Source organism: Micromonospora sp. NPDC048842, assembly GCF_040649935.1.
Taxonomy (GTDB): domain Bacteria; phylum Actinomycetota; class Actinomycetes; order Mycobacteriales; family Micromonosporaceae; genus Micromonospora; species Micromonospora hortensis.
This window is the reverse complement of record NZ_JBEZGK010000005.1, coordinates 184,039-209,774: the sequence shown is the minus strand read 5'-3', so window position 1 is coordinate 209,774 and position 25,736 is coordinate 184,039. Positions and strand designations below refer to the sequence as shown.

Sequence of the window (25,736 nt, the reverse complement as noted above, 5' to 3'; positions counted from 1 at the left end):
GAGCGATCGGGCCGCCCACCGCACACAGATCAGCGGGTCCTGACGTACGCCAGCGGCACGGTCGTGGACTGACCGTCCCACCTACCGCTCAGCATGCCCCCCGCCGGCCCGTCGACCCCGGTCCCCGGCCGGCGCACGACGACCAGCTCGACGGTGTCGGTGTCGATGAGCGTGCGGTCCTCGTCGACCACCCGCCGCACCGCGCCGACGGCCGGCACCTGGGCTTCGGCGGGGCCGTCGACGACGACGGTCACCGTCGGCTCACGCACCTCACGCCGGCCGTCGACCTCGAAGTACTGCTCCGCCTGGCCGCTGCCGGTGAGGATCGCGTGGGCGAGCGCGGCCGCGTACACCGGGTCGACGCAGCCGTCGTACACCCAGCGGCGGCCGAGCACCGAGTGCTCGGTGGTGCCGACCAACCAGCCGTCCGCACCGTCGAGGGGCGCGGCGCGGTAGGTGAGCGGAACATGGTGGACCGGCCCGTCGGCGACGCCGACCAACATCGTCTCGATGCCGACCTCGCCGGCCGGGTCGTCGAAGCGGTAGGCGCCCCGGCTCACCACCTCGACGCCAGCAGGTCCGGCGAACCACTGTCGGCCGGGCAGCCAGGCCGTTAGCAGGTCCAACTTCGTGGGGTGCAGGGTCGCCCTGTGCAGCAGTGCCATGACGGCAGCCTAGTCAGAGGCCCGCGCACTGTTGCCCGCCGATCGTGCAGCTCTCCGGCTCCCGGGCGTTCGGCCGGCTGTCGCGGACGTCGAAGCTGATCGTCTGCGATCCCCCGGCCGCCACGGCGGCTCCGGTGAAGGTGATCACCCGTCCGTCCTGTCGCCAGTTCGCGCCGTCGACGTCGTCGACCGTGGTGCCTTCGGCGAGGGTGACCACCACGGCCCAGTCCGACACCGGGGCGCCGCCGGGGTTGCGGACCACGATCTCGCCGGTGTAGCCGAACAGCCGGTCGGAGTCGGTCTCGTATCGGGCGGTGACGGGCGCCGGTGGTGGAGGTGGAGGTGGCGCGGCCGACGCGGCTGTCCGTGAGGGCTTCGCCGACGGGGTCCGACTCGGCGAGGTGGTCGCCGACGCGGTGGTCCGGGAGGGGCGCGTCGAGGGGCTCGCCGTGGGGGCGACTGTCACTGGGCCGGCCGTCACGGTAGGCGACGCGGTCGCGGTCGGTGCGGGCGCGGCGGCCGGCTTCGGGTCGGACGGCAACGTCACCCATGCCGCCGTCCCCGCCACCATCGCGGCCCCGACGACAACGGCGACGAGCGTACGACGCCGACGAGGGTTGCGGCCGGTCCTGCCGCGTACGCCGATCAGCGGCAGTTCCCTGGTCATCCCACCATCGGCCTGGCGCAGGTCGACCTGCTGGAAGGCGAGCCAGTCGAGGATGGCGGGCAGCCGTACCGTCAGCGCCTGCCGGAGCTGTTGCTCGCGCGGCTCGTGCTGCTCGGCGGACCACGCGCCGTGCGTGCTGACCTCCCGTAGCTCCAGCCGACAGCCCTGCTTCGTGGTTGTGACCGTGCAGGTCAGCTCGCTGAGCCGGCCGGCCTCGTCGCAGGCGAGCACGAGCAGGTCCGGCTCCTGCCGCTCGGTCACCTCGACCTCGACGTTGGCCTCGAAGCCGGGCAGGTCGGCGGTGTGCAGCAGCATCCGGTCCGGTACGCCCTCGACCACCTCGGCCTCGGCGAACCACCGGCCGAGCAACTCCCGATCGGTCAGAGCGCGCCAGACCCGCTCAGCCGGGTGGGACAGGTCAACCTGCGCACCGATCTCGATCACGGCGAGACTCTAACGGGTTGCCCGCCTAACCTGCCCCGCCCGCCCGAGCCGGTTGTCGGCGTCCTGGTCAGCCCCAGCGACTGGACCGCTCGACCACTGTGGCCAGCGCGGCCCGAGCGTCGGCGCTCACCTCGGCGATGACCTGCGCCGCCGGTACGTCCCGGGCCAGCGGGTGCGCCTGCCCGGCCCACAGGTTGGCCACCGACGCGTCCGCGTCGCGCCGGGCGGCGGCGAGCAGGGGACGGGTCAGGTGCAGCACCTGGGGGTAGCCGCTCGGTGCCGCCGCGTCATGCTGGCGCAGGAAGTCGTTGGCCACGCCACGGGCCCGCTTACCGGTGAATGCCCGGGTCAACGCGGTCGGCGCGGCACTGGCCACCGCCGCCCGGTGCATCGGCGAACTGCCCGCCTCCGGGCAGCGCAGGAAGGCAGTGCCGAGTTGCGCGGCGGCGGCGCCGGCAGCCAGCACGGCGGCCACCGAGGGGCCGTCGACGAGGCCACCCGCGGCCACCAACGGCCGGTCACAGCGGGCGGCGGTCAGCCGGAGCAGCGGCAGCAACCCGTAGTCGTCGTCGTCCGGCAGGCCGCCGCGATGCCCACCGGCCTCGGTGCCCTGCACCACCACCGCGTCCACACCCAGGTCGGCGGCGGCGGTCGCGGCCTCCGGTCGGGTGACTGTGGCCCACACCTCGGTGCCCCGTTCGCGCAGGGCGGTCACCGCCGCCCGGTCGGGCAGCCCGAACACGAAGGACACCACCGGGACCGGGTCCGCGAGCAACGCGGTCAGCTTCTCCGGGTACGAGTCGTCGCCGCCCACCGGCTCGCCCAGGCTCACGCCGCGTCGCGCGGCCTGCGGGGCGAGCCGTTCCGCGTACGCCCGGACGGCGGCCTCGTCGACGCCGCCGGGGTCGGGCAGGAAGAGGTTCACACCGAACGGCCGATCGGTACGCGCGCGGACGTCGGCGACGTCGGCGACCAGCCGATCGGTGTCGATCATCCCGGCGGCGAGGAAGCCCAGCCCACCCGCCGCGGACACTGCGGCCACCAGCGCGGGCGTGGACGGGCCACCAGCCATCGGGGCGGCGACGATCGGGTGGCGCAACGTGGACAGGACGGACATCCCCCCATCCTGCCGCAGGGCCGGCCCGCTCACCGGCGCGCGGTGTGCCTCCACCACAGCACGCCGGCCACCCCGAGCAGGACCAGCAGTGTTCCCGCGCCGAGGGCCAGCGGCCAGGTCCGCCCGCCCCCTCCGCCGACCTCTCCGGCGGCCGGACGGACCGCAGTGGGCGACACCGGGTCGACGGACTCCGTGGAGGGCGCCGCGGTGAGAGTGGTGGCAGTGGCCGGGTAGCGCAGGATCGTCGAGCGGGTGCCCGCTGGTTGACCGGCGGACTCGGAGACGGTGAGCAACGAGCGGCCGTCACGGCTGTAGGTGATCGACTCGCCCTGCGGCTCGTCCGGCAACGGGGTGATCCGCGGGGTGCCGGTGGTCAACGCGCGGACCACGTCGCCGTCGGGCACGTCGTACTCGAAGGCGTCGGCGTAGCTGCGCAGCACCACCCGCCGTCCGTCGGGCGCGCTCGCCGCGCCGGTGATCACGCCGCGCCCCAGGAACGAGAACGGGTTACTGGTCGTGGTCGACGGCACTGTCACCTGGCCGAGCGCGGTCAGAGGCGTCGACGCGTCCGGCCGCAACGCGGTGGCCGGCGCGTACAGGAAGACAGTGCCACTGCCGCCCTTGGTGACGATCAGCGGCCGACCGGACGCGTCGAGCAGCAGCGCCTCGGCGTCGTGCGGACGGTCCGGGTAGGTCATCCGGTGCAGCACCGGCTGCTTCGCCCCCGGCGCGAGCCGCCACACGCCGACCGTCGGCCGGGAGCGGTCGTTGTCGCCGATGTCGGCGACCCAGACGGTGCCGTCCGGGCCGATGGCCAGGTCCTCGGTGTCGCGGGGCCGGGACGGGAAGGAGACGGTGCGCACCACCGCGCAGCGCTGGTCGAGGAAGAAGATCCGGCGGCGGGCCTCGTCGTCGGCCCCGTCGTTGATCACCACGTACCCGTCGTCGGTGGCGACCATCCCGGAGATCTCGCGCAGCCGGTCGTCGCGCACCTGGCAGACCGCCGTCCCCGCTGCCGCGCCCGCCGTGGCAGCGCCCGGCACCAGCACCACGGCCGGCGTTAGCGTGCCCGCGAGCATCGCGGTCACCACCGCCCCCGCACGAGCGCGCCGCCCCCAGGTCAACCGTCCACGTACCCGCATCGCCCACCCTCCTCGTCGCGGCCGTGACCGGCCACCCGCCCATCCTGGCCGATCCCGGCCACGGTCGACGGCCATCGGGGGGACGCGCCGAAACCCCTGGTCGATGTACTGTCGCTCCGCCTGATCTTCAACCCGGGGGGTGGACATGTCCGTGAGCGACACCGCGCCGGCCACCCGGTTCGGACGGCGGCTGCTGCGCCGCCTCGGCCGCCCGGCCGGTCGCGCCGCCGTCGCGTGGGTGCCGCTCGCCGCGGTCGTCTGCGGCCTCTTCGCCGGCGCGCTGGCCAGCCGGGCCGCCTGGGAGACGTCCCGACCGCAACCCGACCGCGCCGAGGCCGCCGCCATCCTCACCGAGACCTTTCCCGGCCACGACCTCGGCGAGATCGACACCCCACCGGCGCTCTTCGTCGTCTACGGGCACGCGCTGCGCCTGGGGACCGTCAAGACCCTGGTGTTCGGTGACGGCGGCGAGTATCAGGAGAGCGCCACCGGCGCGGGCGCCCTCGGCGCGCCACCGGTGCCCGCCGAACAGATCGTCACGGTGGCCCGGGAGCGCCTGACCGGCTCCGGCTGGCGGGTGTACGACCCACAGGTGTCCGATCGCGTGAGCTGCGCGGACAAGATGTGCGCCACCCCGCGGGCGGTCGCCGACACCGCGCTGACCGCCCGACGTGGCGACACCATCCTGAACGCCTCGATCTCCTCGCAGACGGCAGTCGACGCCAGTTACCTCTCGGTCGAGCTGCACCGCGCGCCGCCGTCCCTTGTGGTCCCCGCCGGAGTGCTCGGCACTGTGCTGGGCGCGGTGGCCGGTTGGCTGGTCTTCGGCTGGGTCAGCCGACGCACCGAGGGACGCCGCAGCCGCGGCACTGTGAACGGCCTGATCGGTGTGGCAACGGTGCTGTGGTGGCTGCCGGTGCCGCTGGCCGCACCGCAACTGCTGCACCATCACCTCGGCGAGCCACACCCGGCCTGGCACCCGTACTGGGAGTGGCTGGGCCAGCCGGCCGCGTCGCTGCTCTTCCTGGTCGGCGCGGTGTGCGTGCTGCTGGCGCTGGGGCTGGCCGCCGGAACCCGCCGGCACACCGCCCCCGAGGCGACGGCCGACTGACCTGTCACGGTCCGCCCGGGGCCGGCCCCGTCGGGGTACGACGTGAACCGGCCCGGGCGGTCAGTCAGCGGACGGACCAGCGCTGTGCGCCGGTGCCGTTGCAGGGCCAGAGCTGCGTGGTAGTGCCGTTGGCAGTGCCGGCGGAGGTCACGTTGACGCACTTGCCGGCCGAGGTGAGCACGATCGAGCCGTCGGTGCGGAACGTGAAGCGCTGCGCGGCGGTGCCGTTGCAGGTCCAGATCTGCACCCTCGTGCCGTCGGCGCTCGCTCCGCCGTTCACGTCCAGGCACCGGTCGCCGTAGACCCGAAGCTCCCCGGCGGTCGTACGGGTCCAACGCTGGTTGGTTCCCCCGTGACAGTCCCAGATGATCGTGGCGGCGCCGGCGGTGGTGCTGGCGCCGTTCACGTCCAGGCAACGTCCGGAGGCGCTGTTGACCAGGCCGACGGCGGCGCCCACCGGCGGCCCGCCCGTCGGGACCAGGCTGCCGGGCACCGACTGCAGCGCGGCGTACCAGCGGGCCGCCATCTTGTCGTACCCGCCGCCGTTGGGGTGGACGCCGTCGGCGAGGTCGGCGGTGGTGAGCGCGGCGTGCATGTCGACGAGGTGCACCCGGCTGCCCTTCTGCGCCACGATTCCGGGGATCGCCGCGTTGTACGCCTGCACCCGCGCCTCCAGGTTCGGGTCGGACTCCGGAGTGATGGTGGCGACGAAGACGTCCGCCTCCGGAGCCGTCGACCTGATCTTGTCGATGAGACCGGAGAGCCGGGCCGGAGCGGTGGCGAGGTTGTAGTTCTGGTTCACGTCGTTGGTGCCGATGTGCAGCAGCACAGTACGCGGATCGGTGGCCCGCAACCAGGTGACGATGTTGGCGTCGAGCTGGTCGATGCGCCAACCGGAGTGGCCCTCGTGGTCGTGGTCACCGAGGCTGGCCGGCCCGTTGAACCCGGAACCGACGAAGTCGACCGTGTAGCCGCCGCCAGCCAGCCGCTGCCACAGGTTGATCCGGTACCCGCCGGGCACGTTGAACCCGTCGGTGATCGAGTCACCGAGTGGCATCACGCGTACGCCACCGTTCGACTCGGCCTGAGCGGGTGCGACCTGGGTTAGTGCCAGCGCGGCGCCGAGGACGAGCCCGAAGGCCCCGGCGGCGGCCCGTCGTGCGTTCCATCGCATTGTTGATCCCTCTCCTCGAAGGTAGCCCGGGACCGTCGGTGGTACGCCGTCCGCCGAAAACGACGACCACGCCCGGACAAGTCCATAGATGATGAGCGATGCATTGGCCTGGCTGGGTCGACCCCGGCACTGGCGCGAGCCGAACGCCGAGCTGGCTGCGCCGAGCGGTCCACGGGTCCGCGCTGCGTCGGGCACCGCCGCCGAACCTGTCGTACCCGTGGTCCATGATCGTGTCGTCGCAGCGGCGCCGGGAGGGGCCGACATGCGCATCACCCTGGGGATTCGATGGTGGGAGGGCGTGACGTGACGGACGCCGACAGCGCCGGATGGCGACGGCGCAGCGTGCTGGCGGTGGTGCCACCCGCACGGCCTCGCAAGCTGACCAAGGTGCCCTTCGTCGAGCTTGCCGACGGACGGTTGCAGGGCGTTGTCTCCAGCGGGTCGGACGTCGAGCGGGTCTACGTCTCGTCGGTCGCCGCCGGCACCCACGCGTACCAGTGCAGCACCAACAACAACCGGCCCTGCGGCGGTCTGCGCGGCGCCCCGTGCAAGCACCTGCAGGCGCTCACCGATGAGGCTCTGCTCCAATACGGTGTCGACCGGGTCGCCCGTTACCTCCGGGTCGACGTCGGCGACGGGGTGTCCGGCGGCACCGACCTGCTGGCCCGGCTGAACGGCCAACCCGAGCCGGCCTCGGCGGCGGTGGTGTTCAGTCGCTTCCTGCGCCACCTGTCCTATCTGGAGCTGCCGGGCAGTACGGCCACGCTGCCCGAGCTGCACTGGTTCCCGGCCACCGGGGCGGGCCGCTGATGCGCGGCGTCCAGGTCGCACAGCTGCGCGAGGTTCCGGCCGGGTTGGTCGACACGCTCGAGGTGGTCGCCGGCTTCGACGACGCGCTCGCGGGCGGCTTCGGCCGGGTCGGCGAGCGCGGCGCGACGGCGCTTGCCGCGTTCGCCAGCGCGCTGGCCGGCACCCCGCTCGCCGACCCGGTGGCCGCCGCGGTCGACGCGGTCATCGCCGGATCGGTCACCCCGGAGCACATCGCCGCGCTCGCCGGGGCGCGTTCGGCGTTGTTCGGCGCGGCGCACGACGCCCTGCTCGGGCAGCTCGACACCGCGCTGGGCCGGGCCCGGTCACCATGGACGGCGCCGGGCGTCCGGCCCGCCGAGACGCCGTCCGCCCTGGCCGGGGCGCGGGCGTGGTGGCACGAGGTGGCGGTCACCGGCTGGCACGGCGTCGACGACGAGCTACTCTCCGCCGCCGCCACAGTGATCGAGGCGACACTGGCCGTTCCGGAGCTTCGCCGCATCGCGGTGCTGCTCGACGGTTTCGCCGCGGAGCTGCGGGCCTGCGTGCCGATCGCCACCATGACCGAGGTGCCGGCCCGCCGGTGGGCCGATCTCTGGGCCCGCGGCGTGCTGCTCACCGAGGGCGTGCCGCCGCCCGAGGAAGCGCCACTGGTGTCCGGGCGGCTGCTGCCGCTCGGCGTGGACGTGCACACCCACGACACGGCAGTGCAGGTCCAGTTGCACGCCATCCTGGAACCGGCAGGCGGCGGGCCGACGCGGTTGGTGCGCGCCGCGGTCGCCGCCGCGAAGGTGGACACCATCATCGGTCCGGCGGTCTGGCGACTGCTGTCGGGGCACCCGACGCTACTCACCGCGTTGGCCGAGCGGCGGGCGCTGACAGTTACCGACCTGCCGCTGCACGGCGGCGACCTGGGCTGGGCAGACGATCGGGTCCGGCTCGACGAGCCTGCCGACCCGTTCGCCACCGCCCGGGTGGTGTTGCCCGCGGCGAGTACGGCAGCGACCGCTCCGCTGGACCGGCACCCGGCGAGCATCGCCGAGCCGGTCCTCATCGAGGGCGCCCCGGTGCGCGACGACGACGGCGGGCTCGCCGTCGAGGTGGACGGCGAACGGATTTCGCTGGCCGTCGACCGGTTGCCGGCCGCCGGTCCGCTCAACGCCGACCTGCTCGGCGCCGCGTCGGCCATGCTGGGCCTGCTGCGCTGGGACGACTGTCAGTGGCAGCTCCAGCCGTTGGCCGTGTCCACCACTGTGAAGCGGCGGGTCGTGCAGGCGCACAACGGCGACTGGGCGTGCGGCGTCACGGATCCGAAGATCGCCAAGGAGGAGGCCCGGACGGGCGACGCCGTGGCCGTGTTGCGCGAGCGCGCGGGACGGTTGCTGCGCCGATGAACGCGCCCATCCCCACCAGCGGGCTCGCTGACGCCAATCGCCGCCAGGTTCTCTACTGGCGATTGCTGTCCCGCCTGTTCGACAGAGACGAGCAACCCAGCCTGGAGTCGGCGAGCATGGCCGTGGTCGACGACCTCGATCTGCCGGCCGCACTGCTGGACCCGGCGGTCTCGGTGGACACCATCGTGCAACGCTTCCCGGCGCTCACCGCCGAGCTACGCGGGCTGCTCACCCCCGACGGCGCCCAGCCGGACGACGACGGGCCGGCCTACCGTCCCGGTGCGGCCGAGGTACGCCGGGCCGCGCTGGTGTCGAAGGTGCTGCTCAACGTCTTCGCCACCGGCTCTGGTCCGGTCAGCGCCACCCAACTGGCCCGTTGGCAGTCCGACGCCGGCTGGTTCGAGCAGGCCCTCGGGTGCGAGCCCGGCGACCTACGCCGCCAGGGCGGCGAACTGGCTGCCACCCTGGGAGGGCTGGAGGGCGACCTGGTCCGGCGGATGCACCTGCGGGAGGTGTTGGCGAACCCGGCGCTGGCCAGCAGGCTGACCCCGAGCATGTCACTGATCGAGCAACTGCTACGCGACAAGGCCAACCTCTCCGGAGTGGCCCTGGCCAACGCCAAGTCGCTGATCCGGCGCTTCGTCGACGAGGTCGCCGAAGCGCTCCGGACGCAGGTGCAGCAGACCAGTGTGGGGGCCCTGGACCGCTCGGTGCCACCCAAGCGGGTGTTCCGCAACCTGGACCTCGACCGCACCATCTGGCAGAACCTGACCAACTGGAGCCCGGAGGACGAGCGACTCTACGTCGATCGGCTCTACTACCGACACACCGCCCGGCGCACCACCCCGGCTCGGCTCATCGTCGTGGTCGACCAGTCCGGCTCCATGGTCGACTCGATGGTCAACTGCACGATCCTCGCGTCGATCTTCGCCGGGCTGCCGAAGGTGGACGTGCATCTGGTGGCCTACGACACCCGGGCACTGGATCTCACCCCGTGGGTGCACGACCCGTTCGAGGTGTTGCTGCGTACCCGGTTGGGGGGCGGCACCGACGGCACGGCAGCGCTGGCGCTGGCACGGCCGAAGATCGCCGAGCCGAAGAACACGGTGCTGGTGTGGATCTCCGACTTCTACGAGGCAAACAACCAGGCGGTCTTCGACGGTCTGCAGGCCGTCCACCGCTCCGGTGCACGGGTCATCCCGGTCGGCTCGGTCAGCAGTTCCGGGCAACAGAGCGTCAACCCCTGGTTTCGGCAGCGCCTCAAAGACCAGGGCACCCCGGTCATCTCCGGCCACATCCGCAAGCTCGTCGTCGAGCTGAAGAACTTCCTCACCTAGGAGACCCATCCCTCATGTCCGAGATGCTGCGCGCCCCCGCCGAGGTCACGTACGCCGACGAGCTGGATTTCCTCGAGTCGGTCGACACCGGCCCGAAGCCGTTCTCGTGGCGCCTGAGCCCGCGCATGGTCCGGCTGTTCGTCCTCGGCTCGGAACGGGCCGACGGCCTGTCCCGGGAGATCCCGCAGAAGTGGTTCGGCGACCGCAGTTTCGTCGAACGCGCCATCGTCACCCTTGCCTCGGATCGTGGGCTGCTGCTGATCGGCGACCCCGGCACCGGCAAGAGTTGGCTGGCCGAGCTGCTGGCCGCCGCGATCTGCCGCAACTCGACCCTGGTCGTGCAGGGCACCGCCGGCACTACCGAGGACCACATCAAGTACTCGTGGAACGTGTCCATGGTGATCGCCAAGGGGCAGTCCCGGGAGTCGATGATCCCGTCACCGATCATGACGGCGATGGAGCGCGGCGTGGTCGGCCGCTTCGAGGAGCTGACCCGCTCCACCAGCGACGTCCAGGACGCGCTGATCTCGATCCTGTCCGAGAAGTACGTCGCCATCCCCGAACTGGACCAGGACAACATCGTCTTCGCCCAGCCCGGCTTCTCGATCATCGCGACGGCGAACAGCCGCGACCGGGGCGTCAACGACCTCTCCTCGGCGCTCAAGCGACGGTTCAACTTCGTCCGCATACCGGTGGTGACAAACAAGCGCAGCGAGGCCGAGATCGTCCGTTTCCGCACCGAGGAGCTGCTGCGCCGGCACCGTATCGAGCTGGATGTGCCGCCCACCCTGCTGGACATCCTGTTGCAGAGCTTCGCCGACCTGCGAGCCGGCGCCGCCTCGGCGACCAGTGACGACGAGAAGCTGGAATCGGCGCTGTCCACCGCTGAGCAGATCGGTGTTCTGGAGGACGCCATCCTGCACAGCCAATTCTTCGGCGACCGCACACTGCGCGCCGCGACCCTCGCCGGGTCGCTGGTCGGCTCGCTGGCCCGCCGCAGCCCGGAGGACCTGGCGATCCTCAACAAGTACCTGCACGGTGTGGTCGAGCCGCGGGCACGCAAGGACGACGACGGGTGGGCGGGCTTCCTCGACGGCGGTCGCCAGGCGATCGCGTCCCTGTCGTGACCGCACCCACCGTCGCCGGTGCCTTCGGCGCGCTGCGCGAGCAGCTCACCGACGCGGCCGCCGCGTTCGCGGGCAGCCCCGACGCGCTCGGCGCGATCCTCTCCGGGATGGTCGAGGACGTCGACCGCGCACTCGGCGAGCGGCTGGAGATATTCCCGGTCTGCCACCACTCGCCGGCCTCCGCGCTCGCCATGGTGCGCCGGCTGCGGGCCAAGCAACCCCGGGTGATCTACCTCGAGTTGTGCGAGGACCTCCAGCCCCTGCTCGGGGAGCTGCGCAACTGCCGCCTCCCGGTAGCGGTGCAGGCGTTCGCCTCGGAGCTGTCCGGCTTCCCCGCCGACTGGGGGCCGCTCAGCGTCGTCGCGCCGGTAACCGAGGCGTCGGCGGAATACCAGGCCATCGCGTACGCGCTGGAGACCCCGGGCGTGGAGCTGGTCCTGGTGGACCGCTCCACCGACCACGTCTTCCAGTGGTCACCGAGGGCCCAGCCGGCCTCCGACGCGGGCCCGGCTGCCGAAGGCGGGGACGTGGCGACGGCTGCGGTCACGGGCGAGGAGTCCGCGCTGCACGGCGACGCCGTCGGGGTGGAGATCGGTGACCTGCGGCCCCGGTTCGCGGAGTTGGAGGCGTACCTGCTGCACCACGGCAAGGTGCGGCACTGGTCGGAGTGGTGGGACCAGTACATCGAACGCCCGCTGGCTGACGCCGACCACGACACCTACCGGCAGGTGATGGTGCTGATCGGCAGCCTGTTCCGGCGGCTACGCCCGGCCGGCTCCGACCGGCTGGACCGTGACGAGGACCGCGAGCGGTACATGTGGACGCGGATGCGTCAGCACCTGGCCACCTCCGGTGTCGATCCGACCGACTGCCTCTATGTCTGTGGCGCGTTCCATGCCGCCAGCCGGGTCGAGCAGTTCGGGTTGGGCGCCACGGCCGACGATTTCGAGATCACCCCGCGCACCGGTACCCGCTGGCGGTACGGGCTCATCCCGTCCAGCCATTCCGCTATCGAAACGCAGTTCGGCCTGGCGCCCGGCTCTGTGTCGATCGCGGCAGCGACCTGGACGAAGGCGGTGAGCAGGCACGGGCTGTCCCCGTACCGGCTCGACGGCCAGCGCACCTCGACCACCCGGAGGCGGCAGGGCCAGGCCCCAGCGGCACCTTCTCAGGCCGCCGGGCCGGTCAGCGACCGGCTCACCGGCTTCCTCGCCGCGCCGCCCGACCTGAACGGCCTGGACGAGGCGGAGCTGCGCGGCTGGTGCGTCGACATCGTCCGGTTGGCCCGGCGTAACGGGTACCTGGCCAGCACCGCCGACGCGATCGCCGTCTTCGAGACCTCGGTTCTGCTGGCCGGGCTGCGCAACCGGGCCCGACCCACCCCCTACGACTTCGCCGACGCGGCTGTCACCTGCATCGAGAAGGACGTGGTGCCGGGCCGGCGCGACGTCCGGCGGCTCTGCGAGATCCTGCTGGGCGGCGACCGGCTCGGTCAGGTCGGCTACGACGCCCTTCCGCCGTTGGCCCGCGACGTGCTCGACCGGCTTCAGCCGCTCGGCCTGGCCCTGGAGAAGCGAACCGTCCAGCGGGCGCTGCTGGATCTGGCCGGCCAGCCGGAGCTGGCCCGCTGCTCGGACCTTCTGTGGATCCTTCGGCACCTGCTGCCCCCGGACGCGGTCCGTCCGATCATGGGTGAGCGTCGGCTCGGGCACCGCTCGATCCAGGAGAGCTGGGACCTGGCACTCGGCCGCAACCAGCGCGCGCTGATCGAGCTGGGCTACGAGGGGGTGACCGTCGAGCAGGTCCTGGAGCAGCGGCTGCGCCGGGCGGTACGCGGCCCCGCCGCCACCGCCGCCGGTGCGCTCACCGCCGTCGAGGACGCCATCCGGCTGCTCGACAGCCCACGGCTGGTCGACGAGTTGGGCGCCCGGGCGGTCGACCTGCTCGCCGCCGAGCGCACCGTCGACGACGCCCCGGACGTCCTTCGCCGCGTCCGTCGCCTGCTGGCCCACTACCGGGCCACCTCGCCGACCCTGCCCGCCTGGTGCGAGGCGTTCGTGACCACCGGATACGCCCACTACTGCACCCTGCTGCCGACCGCCATCGCCGCCGAGGAGACGGAGGTACGGCAGGTCGCCGCGATGCTCGGCTTCCTGTTCTCCATGGAAGGCCTCGCCCTGTCGCTGGGTTGCGACCGGTCGCAGTTGGAGCTGGCGGTGGCACAGGCGCACCCGACGGCGCCGCCGAAAGTCGCCCTACTCTGGGCGGGTCAGCACCAGCTCGGGCTGCTGCCGCTGGCCGAACTGCGGGCCCGGTGCGCCGAACTGCTGGCCAATCCGCTGGTGCTGCCCGCCTTCCCGCAGTATCTGGCCGGCTTCGTGCACGCGCTGGAGCCGGTGCCCGGGCTGGCGCCGTTCGTCGTCGAGACGATGTCGAACGCCTTCGCCCGGCTGCCCGACCCGGTCCTGCTGCCCTGGCTGCCCACCCTGATCTCGACCCTGCGGGATCAGGGGCCGGAGCTGGTCCCGCTGCTGGTCCGCGAGGCGGGGCGCACCTTCCCGACCGCGCTGCCCGAGTTGGATTCCTGGGTGCCGCCGTGGGTGGCACCCTCGTCACCCGACCGGACGCTCACCGTCGCCGCGCCGCAGCGATCGGTCGGTACGCTGCTCGCCGCCCATCCGGAGCCGGTCGACGCTGTCGCCGCGCTGCTCGGCTGCCCGGGCGGGTGGCAACAGTTGCCCGATCCGCCCACTGACCGATCCGCGATGTCAGCCCTGCTGAACGGGCACCCCGACACCGCCGCGGCGGTGGCCGCACTCCTTGGGGTGTGACCGGCCCCGACGTCGATCGAAGACCGCCGAGGGTTACCTGTTGGTGCGCAGACCGGTACGGTCCGAGATGTCCACTGTCACGGCAGGCCCGGACGACGGCGCCACCGCCGGGTCCGGCACCCGGCGCCGACAGGCCGACCGGCGATGGAAGGGGCGCAGAGTGCGGATCAGAGCGGGGTTGTGTGTCGCGGCGCTCGTCGCGGCGGGACTGGCGGTCGCCACGCCGGCCGCCGCCACACCGGCCGCCGTGCCGGTGGCCAGCGCCACAGTGGTGCCGATCCAGGTCACCGGTGCCCCGACGACGCGGTTCAACCTGGTGCTGCTGGGCGACGGTTACACCGAGGCCGACCTGCCCACCTTCCGAGCACACGTGGACCGGCACCTCAACACCCTGTGGACGATCGAGCCGTTCAAGTCCTACCGCAGCTACTTCAACGTCTACGCGGTGGAGATCGTCTCGGCGGAGTCCGGGGTGGACTGCGACCCCGGCCTGTCCGCGCCGCGACGCGACACAGCGCTGGGCATGGGCTTCTGGGGTGGTTGCAACCCGGCGAGCGTGCAACGCCTGCTCACCGTCGACGGCACCGCCGCGAACGAGTACGCCGACCTGGCCGTCGGCACCAACCCCGGCAACCGGCAGTTGATCGCGCTGGCCAACAGCGGCACCTACGGCGGGGCCGGCGGCAGCAACGCCACCGCCTCCGGCGGCAACGCGCTCTCCGCGCTGATCAGCCCGCACGAGCTGGGGCACTCGCTCGGTGGCTTGCAGGACGAGTACGACTACTACGGCCGTGGGGTGCCGGGCGACACCTACAGCGGGTCCGAACCGGACTCGGTGCACCACACAGTGCTGACCGAGGAGCAGATGCGCGACACCCGGGCCAAGTGGTGGCGCTGGCTGGGTGAGCCGAGCGAGTCGGGCGGGACGATCGGCCGCTACGAGGGCGGCCTGTACCTCCAGCGTGGCGTGTGGCGACCGAGCCGGCACTCGATGATGAAGTCGCTGGGCTTCTACTTCGACCAGGTCGGACGGGAGCGGATGACCGAACGGATCGCCGCCCGGGTCGGCATCGTGCAGGGCGGCACGGCCACCGATCAAGCGGTTGGCGTGGACCGACTGCTCTGGGTGGACACCCTGCACCCGGTGAGCCACGCGCTGACAGTGACGTGGTCGGTGGACGGCACTGCGGTGCCGCGCACCGGCAACGCCCGCCACCTGGACCTGCGGAAACCACGGCTCTCCCCCGGCCGGCACACGGTGACCGCCACGGTGACCGACCCGACGGAGTTCGTCCGCGACCCGGCGATCCGCAGCTCACCGGCGCTGACCCGGACCCGCACCTGGACCGTGGACACCGCGCTGCGTACCCCGGCGGTGGCGTCGCCGCTGGCGATCACCGCCTCCACCGCTACCGACCGGCCGGTCGGCGCGCAGGACGTGGTGTACGTGGAGACCAACCAGCCCACCGATCGGGTGCCACGCGTGCGCTGGACGCTCGACGCCCGGCCGGTGGCCGACACCGGCACCGACCGGGACGTGGACCTGAGCACCCTGCGCCTGTCGCGGGGTACCCACCGGCTGACCGCCCGGGTCACCGATCCGGGCACCGGGAGGGCGGTGACCCGCACCTGGACGGTCGACGCGACGCGGCCGGAGGTGGCGTACGCCCTCTCCGAGCCGCTGCTCGCCGTCACCCGGCCCGGCCGACCCACCGAGTACGTGTACAACGGCCCGTTCACCATGGGGTTGACCGGCACCGACGACGGCGCCGGCCAGGTCACCTCGGAGTTCCGGCTCGACGGCGACGGGTGGCACAACTACTACGGTTGGCCTACCGACGCCCGATCGCCGTTCCTGTTCTCCGCCACCGGCACCGACGTGGACGGCCTGGTCTACGGCAACCTCGGCTCGGGCGGCCTCTCCGTGTCCCCGTTCGCCGAGCGGTCTCCCGGGTACGGCCGGCACCGCGTCGAGTACCGGGGTATCGACGCCGTCGGCAACATCGGGCCGGCCCGCGCGTTCGTGGCCACGCTGATCCCGCCACCACCGGCCTGCACCACGGTGGTCACTGGCCAATACGCCGGCCCGCTGGCCGTCACCGCCGGTGTCACCTGTCTGCGCGCGGCCACCGTGACCGGCCCGGTCACCGTCTCGCCGGGCGCCGCCCTGGTCGCCCAGGGCTCCTCGATCGCCGGAAACCTGACGGCGTCCCGCGCCACCGCCGTCGAGGTGCTGAACACCGAGGTACGCGGCGCGGTGGCGCTGACCGGCACCACCGACCACGTCACGATCGTGGGGGCGCGGATGGCCGGGCGGCTGACGATAACCGGTACGGCGTCGGCGCCCATCCTCGCCGGCGGCCAGGTGGGCATGTTGGCCTGCTCGGGCGGCCCGATGCCGGTCGACCTGGGGACGCCCACCACGGTACGGAATCCGGCAGCGGGCCACTGCCGCCGGGCGTGACGCCAGACCCTCTCTAGATCCGCGCAACTACCGGGAAGGTGCTGCCTCCACCGCTGCGGAGGCAGCACCTTCCCGGAAACTGCCCAGATCTTGACCGGCGTGGCGGCCTGACTGCGGCGGTGGCGGGTAGGCAGCGGCCCGGCGGCATGTCGACACCCGCCGGGTGGGAGGCTCCGATGAGCACATACCGGGATGAACAGGGCAACACGTTCCCTCCGCCGGAGGCGGATGCCCTGGAACAACGACAGGACGCGTTCGACGTCGGGCCGCCGGACCGGGTGTCGGGTGACGTGGACCCGGAGGCGTCCGAGGCCGACCTGGCCGAGCAGGGCGCCTTCCCGGCGGGCACGCTCGAGGAGGTGACGTCGCTGCCTGCCGACGCCAACCCGGCGGACGCCCTCGAACAGCGCCAGGAGATCCCGGCCCGCGACGAGGGGCGTCGCACCTGATCACACCCGCCCCGCTGGCCCAGCCGGCTCAACCGGCGACGCCGACCGGCCGGCTCAACCGGCGACGCCAACCAGCCGGCTCAACCGGCGACGCCAACCAGCCGGCTCAACCGGCGACGCCGACCGGCCGGCTCAACCGGCGACGACCTGCCAGAGGAGGAACGCGTTGAGCGCGACCACCAGCACTGCCACCACTGACGCGGCGGCGGTGGTGAGCGGGTGGTTGACCAGGTTGCCCATCAGGTCACGTCGGCGGGTGAAGGCGACCACCGGGATCAGCGCGAACGGGATGCCGAAGCTGAGGATGACCTGCGACAGCACGAGCGCCCGGGTCGGGTCGAGGCCGATGGCGAGCACTGCCAGGGCGGGCAGCAGGGTGACCAGCCGACGCAGCAGCAGCGGTACCCGCCGACGCAGGAAACCCTGCATGATCACCTCTCCGGCGTAGGTCCCGACGCTCGTGGAGGCGAGCCCCGAGACCAGCAGGGCGACGGCGAAGCCGAACGCGGCGGCGGTCCCGATGGTCTGGCCGAGCCCGGCGTGCACCCCTTCCAGGCTGTCCGCACCGCCCGGACCGCCGCCCCGGAAGCTGGCCGCGGCGATCAGCAGCATGGCGAGGTTGACCGCGCCGGCCGCGCTCAGGGCGAGCAGCACGTCGGTGCGCTGGCCGCGGAACAGGATCCGACGCTCGGTGTCGTCGGCGGCGGGAATGCGGTCGCGGGTGAGCGCGGAGTGCACGTAGATGACGTGCGGCATGACTGTCGCGCCGAGGATGCCGGCGGCCAACAGCACGCTGTCAGTGCCCTGTAGGCGCGGCACCATGCCGGCCATGGCCGAGCCGGGATCGGAGCCGGAGGCGAGCAGGTTGGCGGCGAAGGCCAGCACGATCACCCCGAGCAGGACGGCGATGGCGACCTCGAAGGCGCGGTACCCGCGTGAGCGCAGGGCGAGCACGGCGAACGCGGCGGTGCCGATGATGATCCCGCCGGGCAGCAGAGGGATGCCGAAGAGCAGGTACAGGGCGACCGCGCCACCGATCACCTCGGCCAGGTCGGTGGCCATGGCGACCAACTCGGCCTGGACCCACATCACCCGGTTCACCGGCCGGGGTAGGCGTTCCCGGCACAGCTCGGGAAGGCTGCGCCCGGTGGCCAGACCCAGCTTCGCGGTGAGCGTCTGCACCAGCATCGCCATCAGGTTGGCCACCACCACGACCCAGACCAGCAGGTAGCCGTAGCGGGCACCGGCGGCGGAGTTGGTGGCGAAGTTACCGGGGTCGACGTAGGCGACGGCGGCGACGAACGCCGGGCCGAGCAGGATCAACCGCCCGCGTACGCGGCCCCGGGCGCGAGCGGCCTGCAGTGGAGTCGCCCTCGACGTCGTCAGTTCGTTGGTGACCATCGAACACCTCCCCGTCCACGCGGATCGCTGCCGGTCCCTTCCCGTCGGGCTGACCCTTGGGTGCCAACCGGTGGCCTGCCGGTGCCAACGGGCTCCGCCCGCCGCGCCGGGCAGGACCTGCTGCGCCAGCCGGACAGCACGCGGCGCGCCGGCCGTGACGCGCCGTGCCCGGACAGAACCTGCCGCAGCGGGCTTGACAGCGGGTGGGTCACCGATGAAGCTGTCTATTAGTCCTACTGTCGTAGGACAACAGGAAGGATCATCGGGAGTGATCGAGTTCGTACTGGACAGCCGGTCGAAGGTGAACACCTACATGCAGCTCGTGCAGCAGGTGAAACAGGCGCTGCGAGTTGGCCTGCTGACACCGGGCGACCAGTTGCCGAAGGTCCGGGACGTCGCGCAATCCCTGGCGATCAACCCGAACACGGTGCTGAAGGCGTACCGGGAGTTGGAGATCGAGGGTCTGGTCGGCGGCCGACCCGGGGTGGGCACGTTCGTCCAGCGCACCCTGGCCAGCGCGTCGCTGCCCAACCAGGCCGAGCTACGCGACGACCTGGTCGCCTGGCTGCACCGGGCGCAAGTTGCCGGCCTCACGGCCGAGGACGTCATCGCCCTGGTGGAGACGACGCTGCGCGCCACCCTCGCCGACGACGCCCCGCACAAGGAGAACGCATGAGCGGAACGAGAGGACAACGGATGGACATGGTCTTGGAAGCAGACCGGCTCGGCAAGCGGTACGGCAGCACCTGGGCGTTACGGGACTGCTCGCTGCATCTGCCGGCCGGCCGGATCGCCGCGTTGGTCGGGCCGAACGGCGCGGGCAAGAGCACGCTGTTGCACCTGGCCGTCGGGCTGCTCAAGCCCGACGCGGGCGCGGTCCGGGTGTTCGGCCGGTCCCCCTACGGTGACACGGAGGGCCTGGCCGACATCGGCTTCGTCGCCCAGGACACCCCGCTGTACCGGGACTTCACGGCGTCCGAGTTGGTCGTCGCCGGCGGCAAGCTGAACAAGCGGTGGGACGCGGCGTTGGCCCGCCAGCGGCTGGCACAGCTCGGCATCCCGCCGGACAAGCCGGTCGGCAAGCTCTCCGGCGGTCAACGGGCCCAGGTGGCGCTTGCCCTGGCACTGGCGAAGCAGCCGCGGCTGCTGCTGCTCGACGAACCGGTCGCCAGCCTCGACCCATTGGCTCGACGGGAGTTCCTCCAGTCGTTGATGGGCAGCGTCGCGGAGTCGGGCACCACAGTCCTGCTCTCCTCGCACCTGCTGGCCGACCTGGAACGGGTCTGCGACTACCTGATCGTGCTCAACGCCTCCCAGGTGCAGCTCACCGGCGCGGTCGACGACCTAGTCGCCGAGCACCGGCAACTCGTCGGGCCGCGCCACGACGGCGGCGCAATCGGGGGCGTCGCCGCAGTGGTCCGGGCCAGCCACACCGATCGGCAGTCCACGTTGCTGGTCCGCACCGACGGGCCGGTCACCGATCCGGCCTGGACGGTCCGCGAGGTCAGCCTGGAGGACGTCGTGCTGGCCTATCTGGCCGACGGCACCACGAAGACCAATCACAGCGAGTGGGGGGTAGCGGCATGATCTGGTTGACCTGGCGGCAACACCGCAAGCAGGCGCTCTACACCCTGCTGGGGTTCGCGGTGCTGGCCGCCGTGCTGGTGCCGATCGGTTTGTCGATGCGGAACACCTTCGCCGACCTTGGGCTGACGGACTGCGTCAACCAGCTCGCCCGTGCCGATGTGGCGCAGACGACCCGCGAGACGTGCGATGCGGGCTTCCACCGCTTCACCAACCAGTACGGCAACCTCAACCTGCTGGCCGTACTCCTGATCACCCTGCCGGTGCTTGTCGGTCTGTTCTGGGGAGCCCCGCTGGTCGCCCGCGAGGTCGAGCAGGGCACGCACCGGTTCGTCTGGACCCAGGGTGTCGGCCGGAACCGGTGGGCCCTTGTGAAGTTCGGCCTGGTCGGCGCGGGCGTGCTGGTCCTCGCGGTCGGCTACGGGCTGGGCATGTCCTGGTGGGTCGAGCCGCTCACCCAGACCGCGCGCGAGGGCCGGTTCGGTCTGATCGTCTTCGACCTGCAGGGTGTCGTCCCGATCGGTTACACCCTCTTCGCCGTGGCGCTCGGCATCTTCGCCGGCACCGTGTGGAAACGGATGCTGCCTGCCATGGGCATCACCCTCGCCGGGTTCATCGGCGTTCGGGCGGCAATCGCCGTCCTGGCCCGACCGCACTACCAGCCGGCCCGCACCCAGACATTCCCGATCGACGGGGGCGGGATACCGGAGGGGAACCGGGGCGACTGGGTCCTCTCCGTGGGCATCCGTAACGCCGACGGGGCGATGGTGGCGGAGGACACCCGGATCCAGTGCCCGCCGGGTGGCAAGGGCCCGGACGGCCGTGCCTGCGGCGCCGAACTGGGCCTCAAGCCGGGCGCGTACAACTGGGAGCTGTACCAGCCGGCGGATCGGTTCTGGCTGTTCCAGGGCATCGAGACGGGCATCTTCGTCGCCCTCGCCCTGCTGTTGGTCTACCTGGCTGTGCGTCGGGTTCGCCGCATCGCCTAGGCAGGACGGGTGCTCGTCGGGGCGCGGGGGCCTCGGCGAGCATCCGTCAGCGCGGGCGCTCGACGGTCAGCGTGAGCCAGGACGCAAGGTCGTGCAGCTCCTCGTGCACGGCCCGGGTCACCTCCGGGGTGAAGGGCACGTCCTCGTGAACGGCGTGCACGGTGAGCGTGCCGCGCCGACGCTCGGCCGTGGCGTCCACCTTTCCGACCAGCCGATCACCGTGCAGGATCGGCAACGCGAAGTAGCCCCACCGTCGACTTGCCCTGGGCTTGTACATCTCCAGCACGTACTCGTACTCGAAGAGGTCCGCGAGGCGGACCCGGTCGTGCACCAGCCGGTCGAACGGCGACAGCAGCGCCGTACGCCCGGTGAAGGGCTGCCCGAGCGCGGCCTGGTCCACCCGCCACTCCCCCGCGACGCCCTCGATCACCGCGGGCTCGCCGGCGTCGCCGACCTCGGCCGGCTCGCCGGGCACGACCACCGCCTTCGCCCGAGCGATGCCCAGCGCCCGCAGCCGTCGCTCGTTACGGAGTCGGCGCGCCTGCTCCAGCTCGACGACGGGTGTGCCGGCTGGGTAGACCCGCTCGGCCACGTCCCAGAGCCGCTGTCGGCCCTGACGCCCGGCGATCGCGGCCTCGCCGCCCAGGACCAGGAACTCCAGCATCTGGGTGACGTTGCGGTTGTTTGTCCAGCCCGACGACGGCCACGGCACGGCGCTCGTGTCCGGGATGTCGCGGGAGAGCAGCGGACCGGAACGGCCGAGCAGGTCGAGCACGTCCCGCCGGAACGAGTCGTTGGCGCGCAGCCACTCGCGGTGGCGCTCGTGACCGGGCGACGCCGCCATCGCCGCGAGGAAGAGCCCCAGGTCGTCCATCGGTCGCACCATCGCCTGGTGCTCGAAGAGCGTCCGGTGTTGTTCGAGGGCCTCGCGCATCTGGGTGGGCTGGTACGACGAGCCGAGCCGGCTCCAGCAGACGAGGTCGGCGCTGGGGGCGACGGCGGCGGTCGGGTCGATCTGCACCAGGGTCAGCTGGCGGACCACGGTCAGCAGGTCGGTCGGACGCGGAGCGGCCAGCAGCTGGGCCCGGATGGCGATCCGCCGCGCCTGGGCCCGATCGAGTCGGTGCACACCCACGCCGGCGAGCCTAACGGCGACCACCGACAACGAGCGGACCCAGAGAGTTGGATCGCCATCCGGGCCGGGTCCGGGCCCCGAGACCTGGCCGCGGAAGTCCCGCCGGGCAGCGGCAACTCCGCAGAATTTCATGACAAGAGAGGCATTCCCGACACGCTCTGGGGTCGCGAAGCGTGCAGGACGCCAAAATTTGAGAAAATTGCATTACCCACATGACCAGCGGTAATGCCGGAGTTGGGTCGGGCGATTGGCCTCGGCAGTGATGACGGATTCGTCGGGACGGCGGTACAGTGAGATTCGTCATTAGCCGGAATGATCCAAGAGCCGACGCAAGGGAGCGCGGGGATGAGAAAATTCCAACAAGCTATGCTGGCTATGCTGATCACACTGACCGTGGCGATCGGGGGGGTCGCGAGTCAACCAGCACCGGCCGGTGCGGATCCGACCGGGCAGTACACCTCCTATTGCATTGGCACAAACGGAGTCAGTTTCTTGTGGACCACCGATTACTATCGGTGCAATGGTTGGATCGACCGGTACATCAACGGCAACCAGGTCGCGCATCTCGACTACCGGAATCATTACGCTGAATGGCAGCGAGGCATTCCCGGCGTGGTGATTTCCGTGGATTGCGCTGTTGCGGGTGCCCTCGTGGGGCTGACTCTGGCGTTCACACCGGTTGGCTGGGTCAGCGTGGGTCTAAGCCTCGTCGGGCTCGGCTGGTCCTGCAGAAACGGGTTTGAAGGTGCCGTGGAGGCTTAGCGCCTCACCGCTGGTCGCCGCGCGGACACCATCGCGCGGCGACCAGCCGCAGTTTCGGGACGAGCGGTCTCTTATGTCGCCCACTCCGGGGCGGACTGGCACATCCAACAGAACCGCCCGGCCGTTCGAGACGTCGTCGTCTCGGCGGCTCAATCGCTCACTCCCGATTACAGTTCACGGCACGAGCGGCGCTTCGCAATGGTAACTCGTGTCGCTGGCCGAGAATTGCGCCGCAGTCTCGGCCCGCCCCGAGCGGGCCCGACGCGCACCCGACCAACAAACAACTCTTGATATCGGCGCCTCATCGACGACTGGGCACTCCGGGACTGCTCCGGACATCGGACGGACACAATCACGATCTCGCGTTCGATTTTCGAACTGCGGCGACGGCCCTTTCACTCGTGAACCACTCGGCGATCCCGCGAGGTGAATGGGCTGTAGGCGTTCTCCCGCGCAGAGGAAGGAAGCACCAGCGTGAGGTAAAGCGGCGTGGTTCGCGAAAAGCCGCTCGTATAACGTGTACGAGTGGGTGCTGGGCCGTCACCGGAGGCGTTATGCCTCCGAAAAACAGTTCCGTCCTGTGCCCGTGCCAGTTCCTTGGCTCGGCGGCGCACTACTGCGGACCACGTCCGGCTCATCTGTTCGCACCTGGCCCGCCACGCCGACGTTCAGCGGATCGGCCAGCAGTTTGTCGAACGCCAACTCGGCGGCACCGATCAGGACCGCGTCGCGGCCAAGTGCCGCCGCGCGCAACCGCAGGTGCTCGCGGGAGGCGGGCAGTGGCATCGTGTCCAGTCGGTCCCGGACCACGTCCGCACCGGCGGTGAAGATGTCGCGCAGCGAGCCACCGAACACCACGGCGTCCGGGTTGACCACGTTGACCAGGTTCGCCACGCCGAAGCCGAGCCAGTCCGCCACCTGCTCGACGGCCGCGCGGGCGGTGGGGTCGCCGTCCGCCGCCGCGCGCAGCACCTCGGCCACCGCCGCGCGGTCGCTCGGGTCACGGCCGGCGTGCCGCAACAGCGCGGCTTCGGAGATCTCGGTCTCCCAGCAGCCGCGTGATCCGCAGCCGCAGGGCAGGCCGTTGGGGTTCACGACCATGTGGCCGACCTTGCCGCTGTGACCCCGGTGGCCGATCACCAGGCGGCCACCGACGATGATGCCGGCGCTGATGCCCAGGTCCCCGTGCAGGTAGATGACGTCGTCGATGCCGGCCGCGACGCCCCGGACGTGCTCGGCGAGGCCGGCGATGTCGGCCAGGTCACCGGCGACGAAACCGGGGCCGGCGCTGAACTCCGCCTCCAGGGCGGCGCCGAGCGTCTCGTCGATGCTGGCGATCCGGATCCTGCCGTCCGGGTCGCGGGTGGTGTCGGTGACCGCAGCGGCGCCGCCGACAAGCAGCGCGTCACCGGCCACCGAGCGTTCCATGTCGCGGACCAGGTCGGCGAGGGGCCCGACGGCGTCGATCGCCGACATGCCGCTGGGTCGGGGGATCTCCCGCAGGTCGAGGATCTGCCCGCCGAGGCCGACCCGTGCGGCACGCAGCCGGTCCGCGTCGATGCTCAACGCCTGTGTGTAGACCCGGTCGGAGCGAGGGCTGACCACCAGCGAGGGACGGCCGGCGCGGCGGGCTGTGGTCGGCGCCTCCTCGGTGACCAGGCCGCTGGTGACCAGGTCGGCCGCGAGGGCACCGATGGTGCTTCGGTTGAGGCCGAGCCTGCTGGTCAGCTCGGCGCGGGACGTCGGTCCGTGCAGGTGGACGTAGCGCAGTACAGCGCCGAGGTTCTGCCGCCGGATCTCCTCCTGGCTGGCGCCGGGGACCGGCGGCAGCGGGGACTCGGCGTTGCGGCCGACGCCGGCTGGCCTGGCCCGTACTGGTGTCGCCACGGTCAGACCTCCTTCCGGGTCGGTGCCGGTTGGTGCGGGGGTGCAGGGACGACGATGGGTCCCGGTAGAGGAGACCCGGGACCCATCGTCGTTACTACCTACCGTGCGGTGATTACTTGGTGAGCGGCGCGAGCTTCGGGTCGCTGGCGTACGCCTCCACCACGTTCGCCTTGGTGACGGCGACCGGCGGGAGCAGGAACGTGTCGACGACCTTGCTGCCGTTGTTGTAGGACTTGGTGTCGTTCACCTGCGGCTTGTCACCGGCCTGGAGAGCCTTGACCATGTTGATGGTCTCCTTCACCAGGTTGCGGGTGTCCTTGTTGATCGTCATGTACTGCTCACCCTTGACGATCGACTTGACCGACTCGACCTCGGAGTCCTGACCGGTGACGATCGGGGTCGGCTTGCCGGCGCCCTTGACCGAGGTCAGGATGGCGCGGGCCAGGGTGTCGTTCGGGGAGAGAACGCCGTCCAGCTCCTTGTTGCCGTACGTCGAGGTCAGCAGCTGGTCCATGCGGGCCTGCGCACCCTCGGCCTTCCAGCCCTGGATGGCGGTCTGCTTGACCTCCTTCTGACCGGAGGCGACGACCACGTTGCCCTTGTCGATCTCCGGCTTGAGCACGTCCATCGCGCCGTTGAAGAAGACACCGGCGTTGTTGTCGTCCGGCGAGCCGGAGAACAGCTCGATGTTGTACGGGCCGTTCGGCTTCTTGGCCTTCATGCCGTCCAGCAGGGCCTGGCCCTGGAGCTGGCCGACCTTGAAGTTGTCGAACGCGACGTAGTAGTCGAGGTCCGGCGTGTTGGTGATCAGCCGGTCGTAGGCGATGACCTTCACCCCGGCGGCGTGGGCCGCCGCGACCTGGGTGGACAGCTGCGCGGCGTCGGTCGCGCCGATGACGATGACCTTGGCCCCCTTGGTCACCATGGCGGTGATCTGGGCCTGCTGGTCGGCGACAGTGGTCGACGCGCCGGCGTACTGCACGTCACCCTGGAAGCCGGCCTCCTTGAGGCCGTTGCTGAACAGGTCACCGGCGAGGACCCAGTTCTCCGAGGTCTTGGCCGGCAGGGCCACGCCGATCAGCGAGTTGGCCGCGAAGCCCTTGGCGGCCTCGCCGCCGGAGCCGCTGTCGCCGTCGCGGCCGGAGCCGCAGCCGGCGAGGGCCAGCATGGCGGCGGCGCTGATGGCCACCACCGACGTGCCGAAGAATTTACGCATGGTGAGGACTTGCCTTTCTAGATGGTGAGGCGG

21 protein-coding genes are annotated in these 25,736 nt (G+C 71.6%); 12 read left to right on the top strand and 9 right to left on the bottom strand.

What is annotated here, in order from left to right; genetic code table 11:
* Positions 1–29: 29 nt before the first annotated feature.
* The 4 genes from AB0C19_RS09755 to AB0C19_RS09740 form a co-directional block, all read right to left on the bottom strand.
* Complete coding sequence (locus tag AB0C19_RS09755) at positions 30–665, bottom strand: hypothetical protein (RefSeq protein ID WP_357182110.1); 636 nt, start codon at positions 663–665, stop codon at positions 30–32.
* 13 nt (positions 666–678) lie between these two features.
* Positions 679–1,776, bottom strand: a complete 1,098-nt coding sequence (locus tag AB0C19_RS09750) for an SRPBCC domain-containing protein (protein WP_357182106.1) — start codon at positions 1,774–1,776, stop codon at positions 679–681.
* Positions 1,777–1,843: 67 nt separating this feature from the next.
* Positions 1,844–2,893: a nitronate monooxygenase gene (locus tag AB0C19_RS09745; protein WP_357182103.1), complete on the bottom strand. Its 1,050-nt coding sequence runs from the start codon at positions 2,891–2,893 to the stop codon at positions 1,844–1,846.
* A 29-nt stretch (positions 2,894–2,922) separates the two neighbouring features.
* Positions 2,923–4,035: a hypothetical protein gene (locus AB0C19_RS09740; RefSeq protein WP_357182100.1), complete on the bottom strand. Its 1,113-nt coding sequence runs from the start codon at positions 4,033–4,035 to the stop codon at positions 2,923–2,925.
* 151 nt (positions 4,036–4,186) lie between these two features.
* On the opposite strand from AB0C19_RS09740, the gene AB0C19_RS09735 reads away from it, so the two are divergent.
* Entirely contained in the window at positions 4,187–5,146 is a 960-nt protein-coding gene (locus AB0C19_RS09735; RefSeq protein WP_357182097.1) for a hypothetical protein, read from the top strand.
* A gap of 64 nt (positions 5,147–5,210) precedes the next feature.
* Here AB0C19_RS09735 and AB0C19_RS09730 read toward each other — a convergent pair whose 3' ends face one another.
* Complete coding sequence (locus tag AB0C19_RS09730; RefSeq protein WP_357182095.1) at positions 5,211–6,320, bottom strand: ricin-type beta-trefoil lectin domain protein; 1,110 nt, start codon at positions 6,318–6,320, stop codon at positions 5,211–5,213.
* A 342-nt stretch (positions 6,321–6,662) separates the two neighbouring features.
* Between AB0C19_RS09730 and AB0C19_RS09725 the strand changes: the two genes are divergently transcribed.
* The 7 genes from AB0C19_RS09725 (at position 6,663) to AB0C19_RS09695 (ending at position 16,729) form a co-directional block, all read left to right on the top strand.
* The gene (locus tag AB0C19_RS09725) at positions 6,663–7,130 is read left to right on the top strand and encodes a hypothetical protein (RefSeq protein ID WP_266305190.1); all 468 of its coding nucleotides are present in this window, start codon (positions 6,663–6,665) and stop codon (positions 7,128–7,130) included.
* A complete protein-coding gene (locus tag AB0C19_RS09720) occupies positions 7,130–8,521 on the top strand; it encodes a hypothetical protein (RefSeq protein WP_357182093.1) in 1,392 nt (463 codons plus the stop codon). Before AB0C19_RS09725 ends, AB0C19_RS09720 begins: the two co-directional genes overlap by 1 nt.
* Complete coding sequence (locus AB0C19_RS09715) at positions 8,518–9,858, top strand: VWA domain-containing protein (RefSeq protein ID WP_357182090.1); 1,341 nt, start codon at positions 8,518–8,520, stop codon at positions 9,856–9,858. Before AB0C19_RS09720 ends, AB0C19_RS09715 begins: the two co-directional genes overlap by 4 nt.
* A gap of 14 nt (positions 9,859–9,872) precedes the next feature.
* A complete protein-coding gene (locus AB0C19_RS09710; RefSeq protein WP_091401268.1) occupies positions 9,873–10,985 on the top strand; it encodes an AAA family ATPase in 1,113 nt (370 codons plus the stop codon).
* Positions 10,982–13,816: a hypothetical protein gene (locus AB0C19_RS09705; RefSeq protein WP_357182087.1), complete on the top strand. Its 2,835-nt coding sequence runs from the start codon at positions 10,982–10,984 to the stop codon at positions 13,814–13,816. The genes AB0C19_RS09710 and AB0C19_RS09705 overlap by 4 nt, the downstream gene beginning before the upstream one ends.
* A gap of 160 nt (positions 13,817–13,976) precedes the next feature.
* Positions 13,977–16,280, top strand: coding sequence for a M64 family metallopeptidase (locus AB0C19_RS09700; RefSeq protein WP_357182085.1), 2,304 nt, complete (start codon positions 13,977–13,979; stop codon positions 16,278–16,280).
* A gap of 176 nt (positions 16,281–16,456) precedes the next feature.
* Entirely contained in the window at positions 16,457–16,729 is a 273-nt protein-coding gene (locus AB0C19_RS09695) for a hypothetical protein (RefSeq protein WP_357182082.1), read from the top strand.
* 132 nt (positions 16,730–16,861) lie between these two features.
* Here AB0C19_RS09695 and AB0C19_RS09690 read toward each other — a convergent pair whose 3' ends face one another.
* The gene (locus AB0C19_RS09690) at positions 16,862–18,130 is read right to left on the bottom strand and encodes an Nramp family divalent metal transporter (protein WP_357182079.1); all 1,269 of its coding nucleotides are present in this window, start codon (positions 18,128–18,130) and stop codon (positions 16,862–16,864) included.
* Between the two features lie 268 nt (positions 18,131–18,398).
* On the opposite strand from AB0C19_RS09690, the gene AB0C19_RS09685 reads away from it, so the two are divergent.
* From AB0C19_RS09685 to AB0C19_RS09675, 3 genes are read left to right on the top strand one after another with little or no spacing between them, the layout of a single operon-like run.
* Positions 18,399–18,806 (top strand): GntR family transcriptional regulator, encoded by a 408-nt coding sequence (locus AB0C19_RS09685; protein WP_357182076.1) that lies wholly within the window; start codon positions 18,399–18,401, stop codon positions 18,804–18,806.
* 20 nt (positions 18,807–18,826) lie between these two features.
* A complete protein-coding gene (locus tag AB0C19_RS09680; RefSeq protein ID WP_357182407.1) occupies positions 18,827–19,717 on the top strand; it encodes an ABC transporter ATP-binding protein in 891 nt (296 codons plus the stop codon).
* Positions 19,714–20,703, top strand: coding sequence for a transporter (locus tag AB0C19_RS09675; RefSeq protein WP_357182073.1), 990 nt, complete (start codon positions 19,714–19,716; stop codon positions 20,701–20,703). Before AB0C19_RS09680 ends, AB0C19_RS09675 begins: the two co-directional genes overlap by 4 nt.
* A 46-nt stretch (positions 20,704–20,749) precedes the next feature.
* On the opposite strand, the gene AB0C19_RS09670 is transcribed toward AB0C19_RS09675, so the two are convergent.
* Entirely contained in the window at positions 20,750–21,838 is a 1,089-nt protein-coding gene (locus AB0C19_RS09670; protein WP_357182069.1) for a crosslink repair DNA glycosylase YcaQ family protein, read from the bottom strand.
* 345 nt (positions 21,839–22,183) lie between these two features.
* Between AB0C19_RS09670 and AB0C19_RS09665 the strand changes: the two genes are divergently transcribed.
* On the top strand, positions 22,184–22,600 hold the full coding sequence (locus tag AB0C19_RS09665; RefSeq protein WP_357182066.1) for a hypothetical protein: 417 nt from the start codon (positions 22,184–22,186) through the stop codon (positions 22,598–22,600).
* 552 nt (positions 22,601–23,152) lie between these two features.
* Here AB0C19_RS09665 and AB0C19_RS09660 read toward each other — a convergent pair.
* Both AB0C19_RS09660 and AB0C19_RS09655 read right to left on the bottom strand, forming a co-directional pair.
* The gene (locus AB0C19_RS09660) at positions 23,153–24,487 is read right to left on the bottom strand and encodes an ROK family transcriptional regulator (RefSeq protein WP_357182063.1); all 1,335 of its coding nucleotides are present in this window, start codon (positions 24,485–24,487) and stop codon (positions 23,153–23,155) included.
* Between the two features lie 112 nt (positions 24,488–24,599).
* Positions 24,600–25,703, bottom strand: a complete 1,104-nt coding sequence (locus AB0C19_RS09655) for a sugar-binding protein (protein WP_327032033.1) — start codon at positions 25,701–25,703, stop codon at positions 24,600–24,602.
* Between the last annotated feature and the right edge of the window lie 33 nt (positions 25,704–25,736).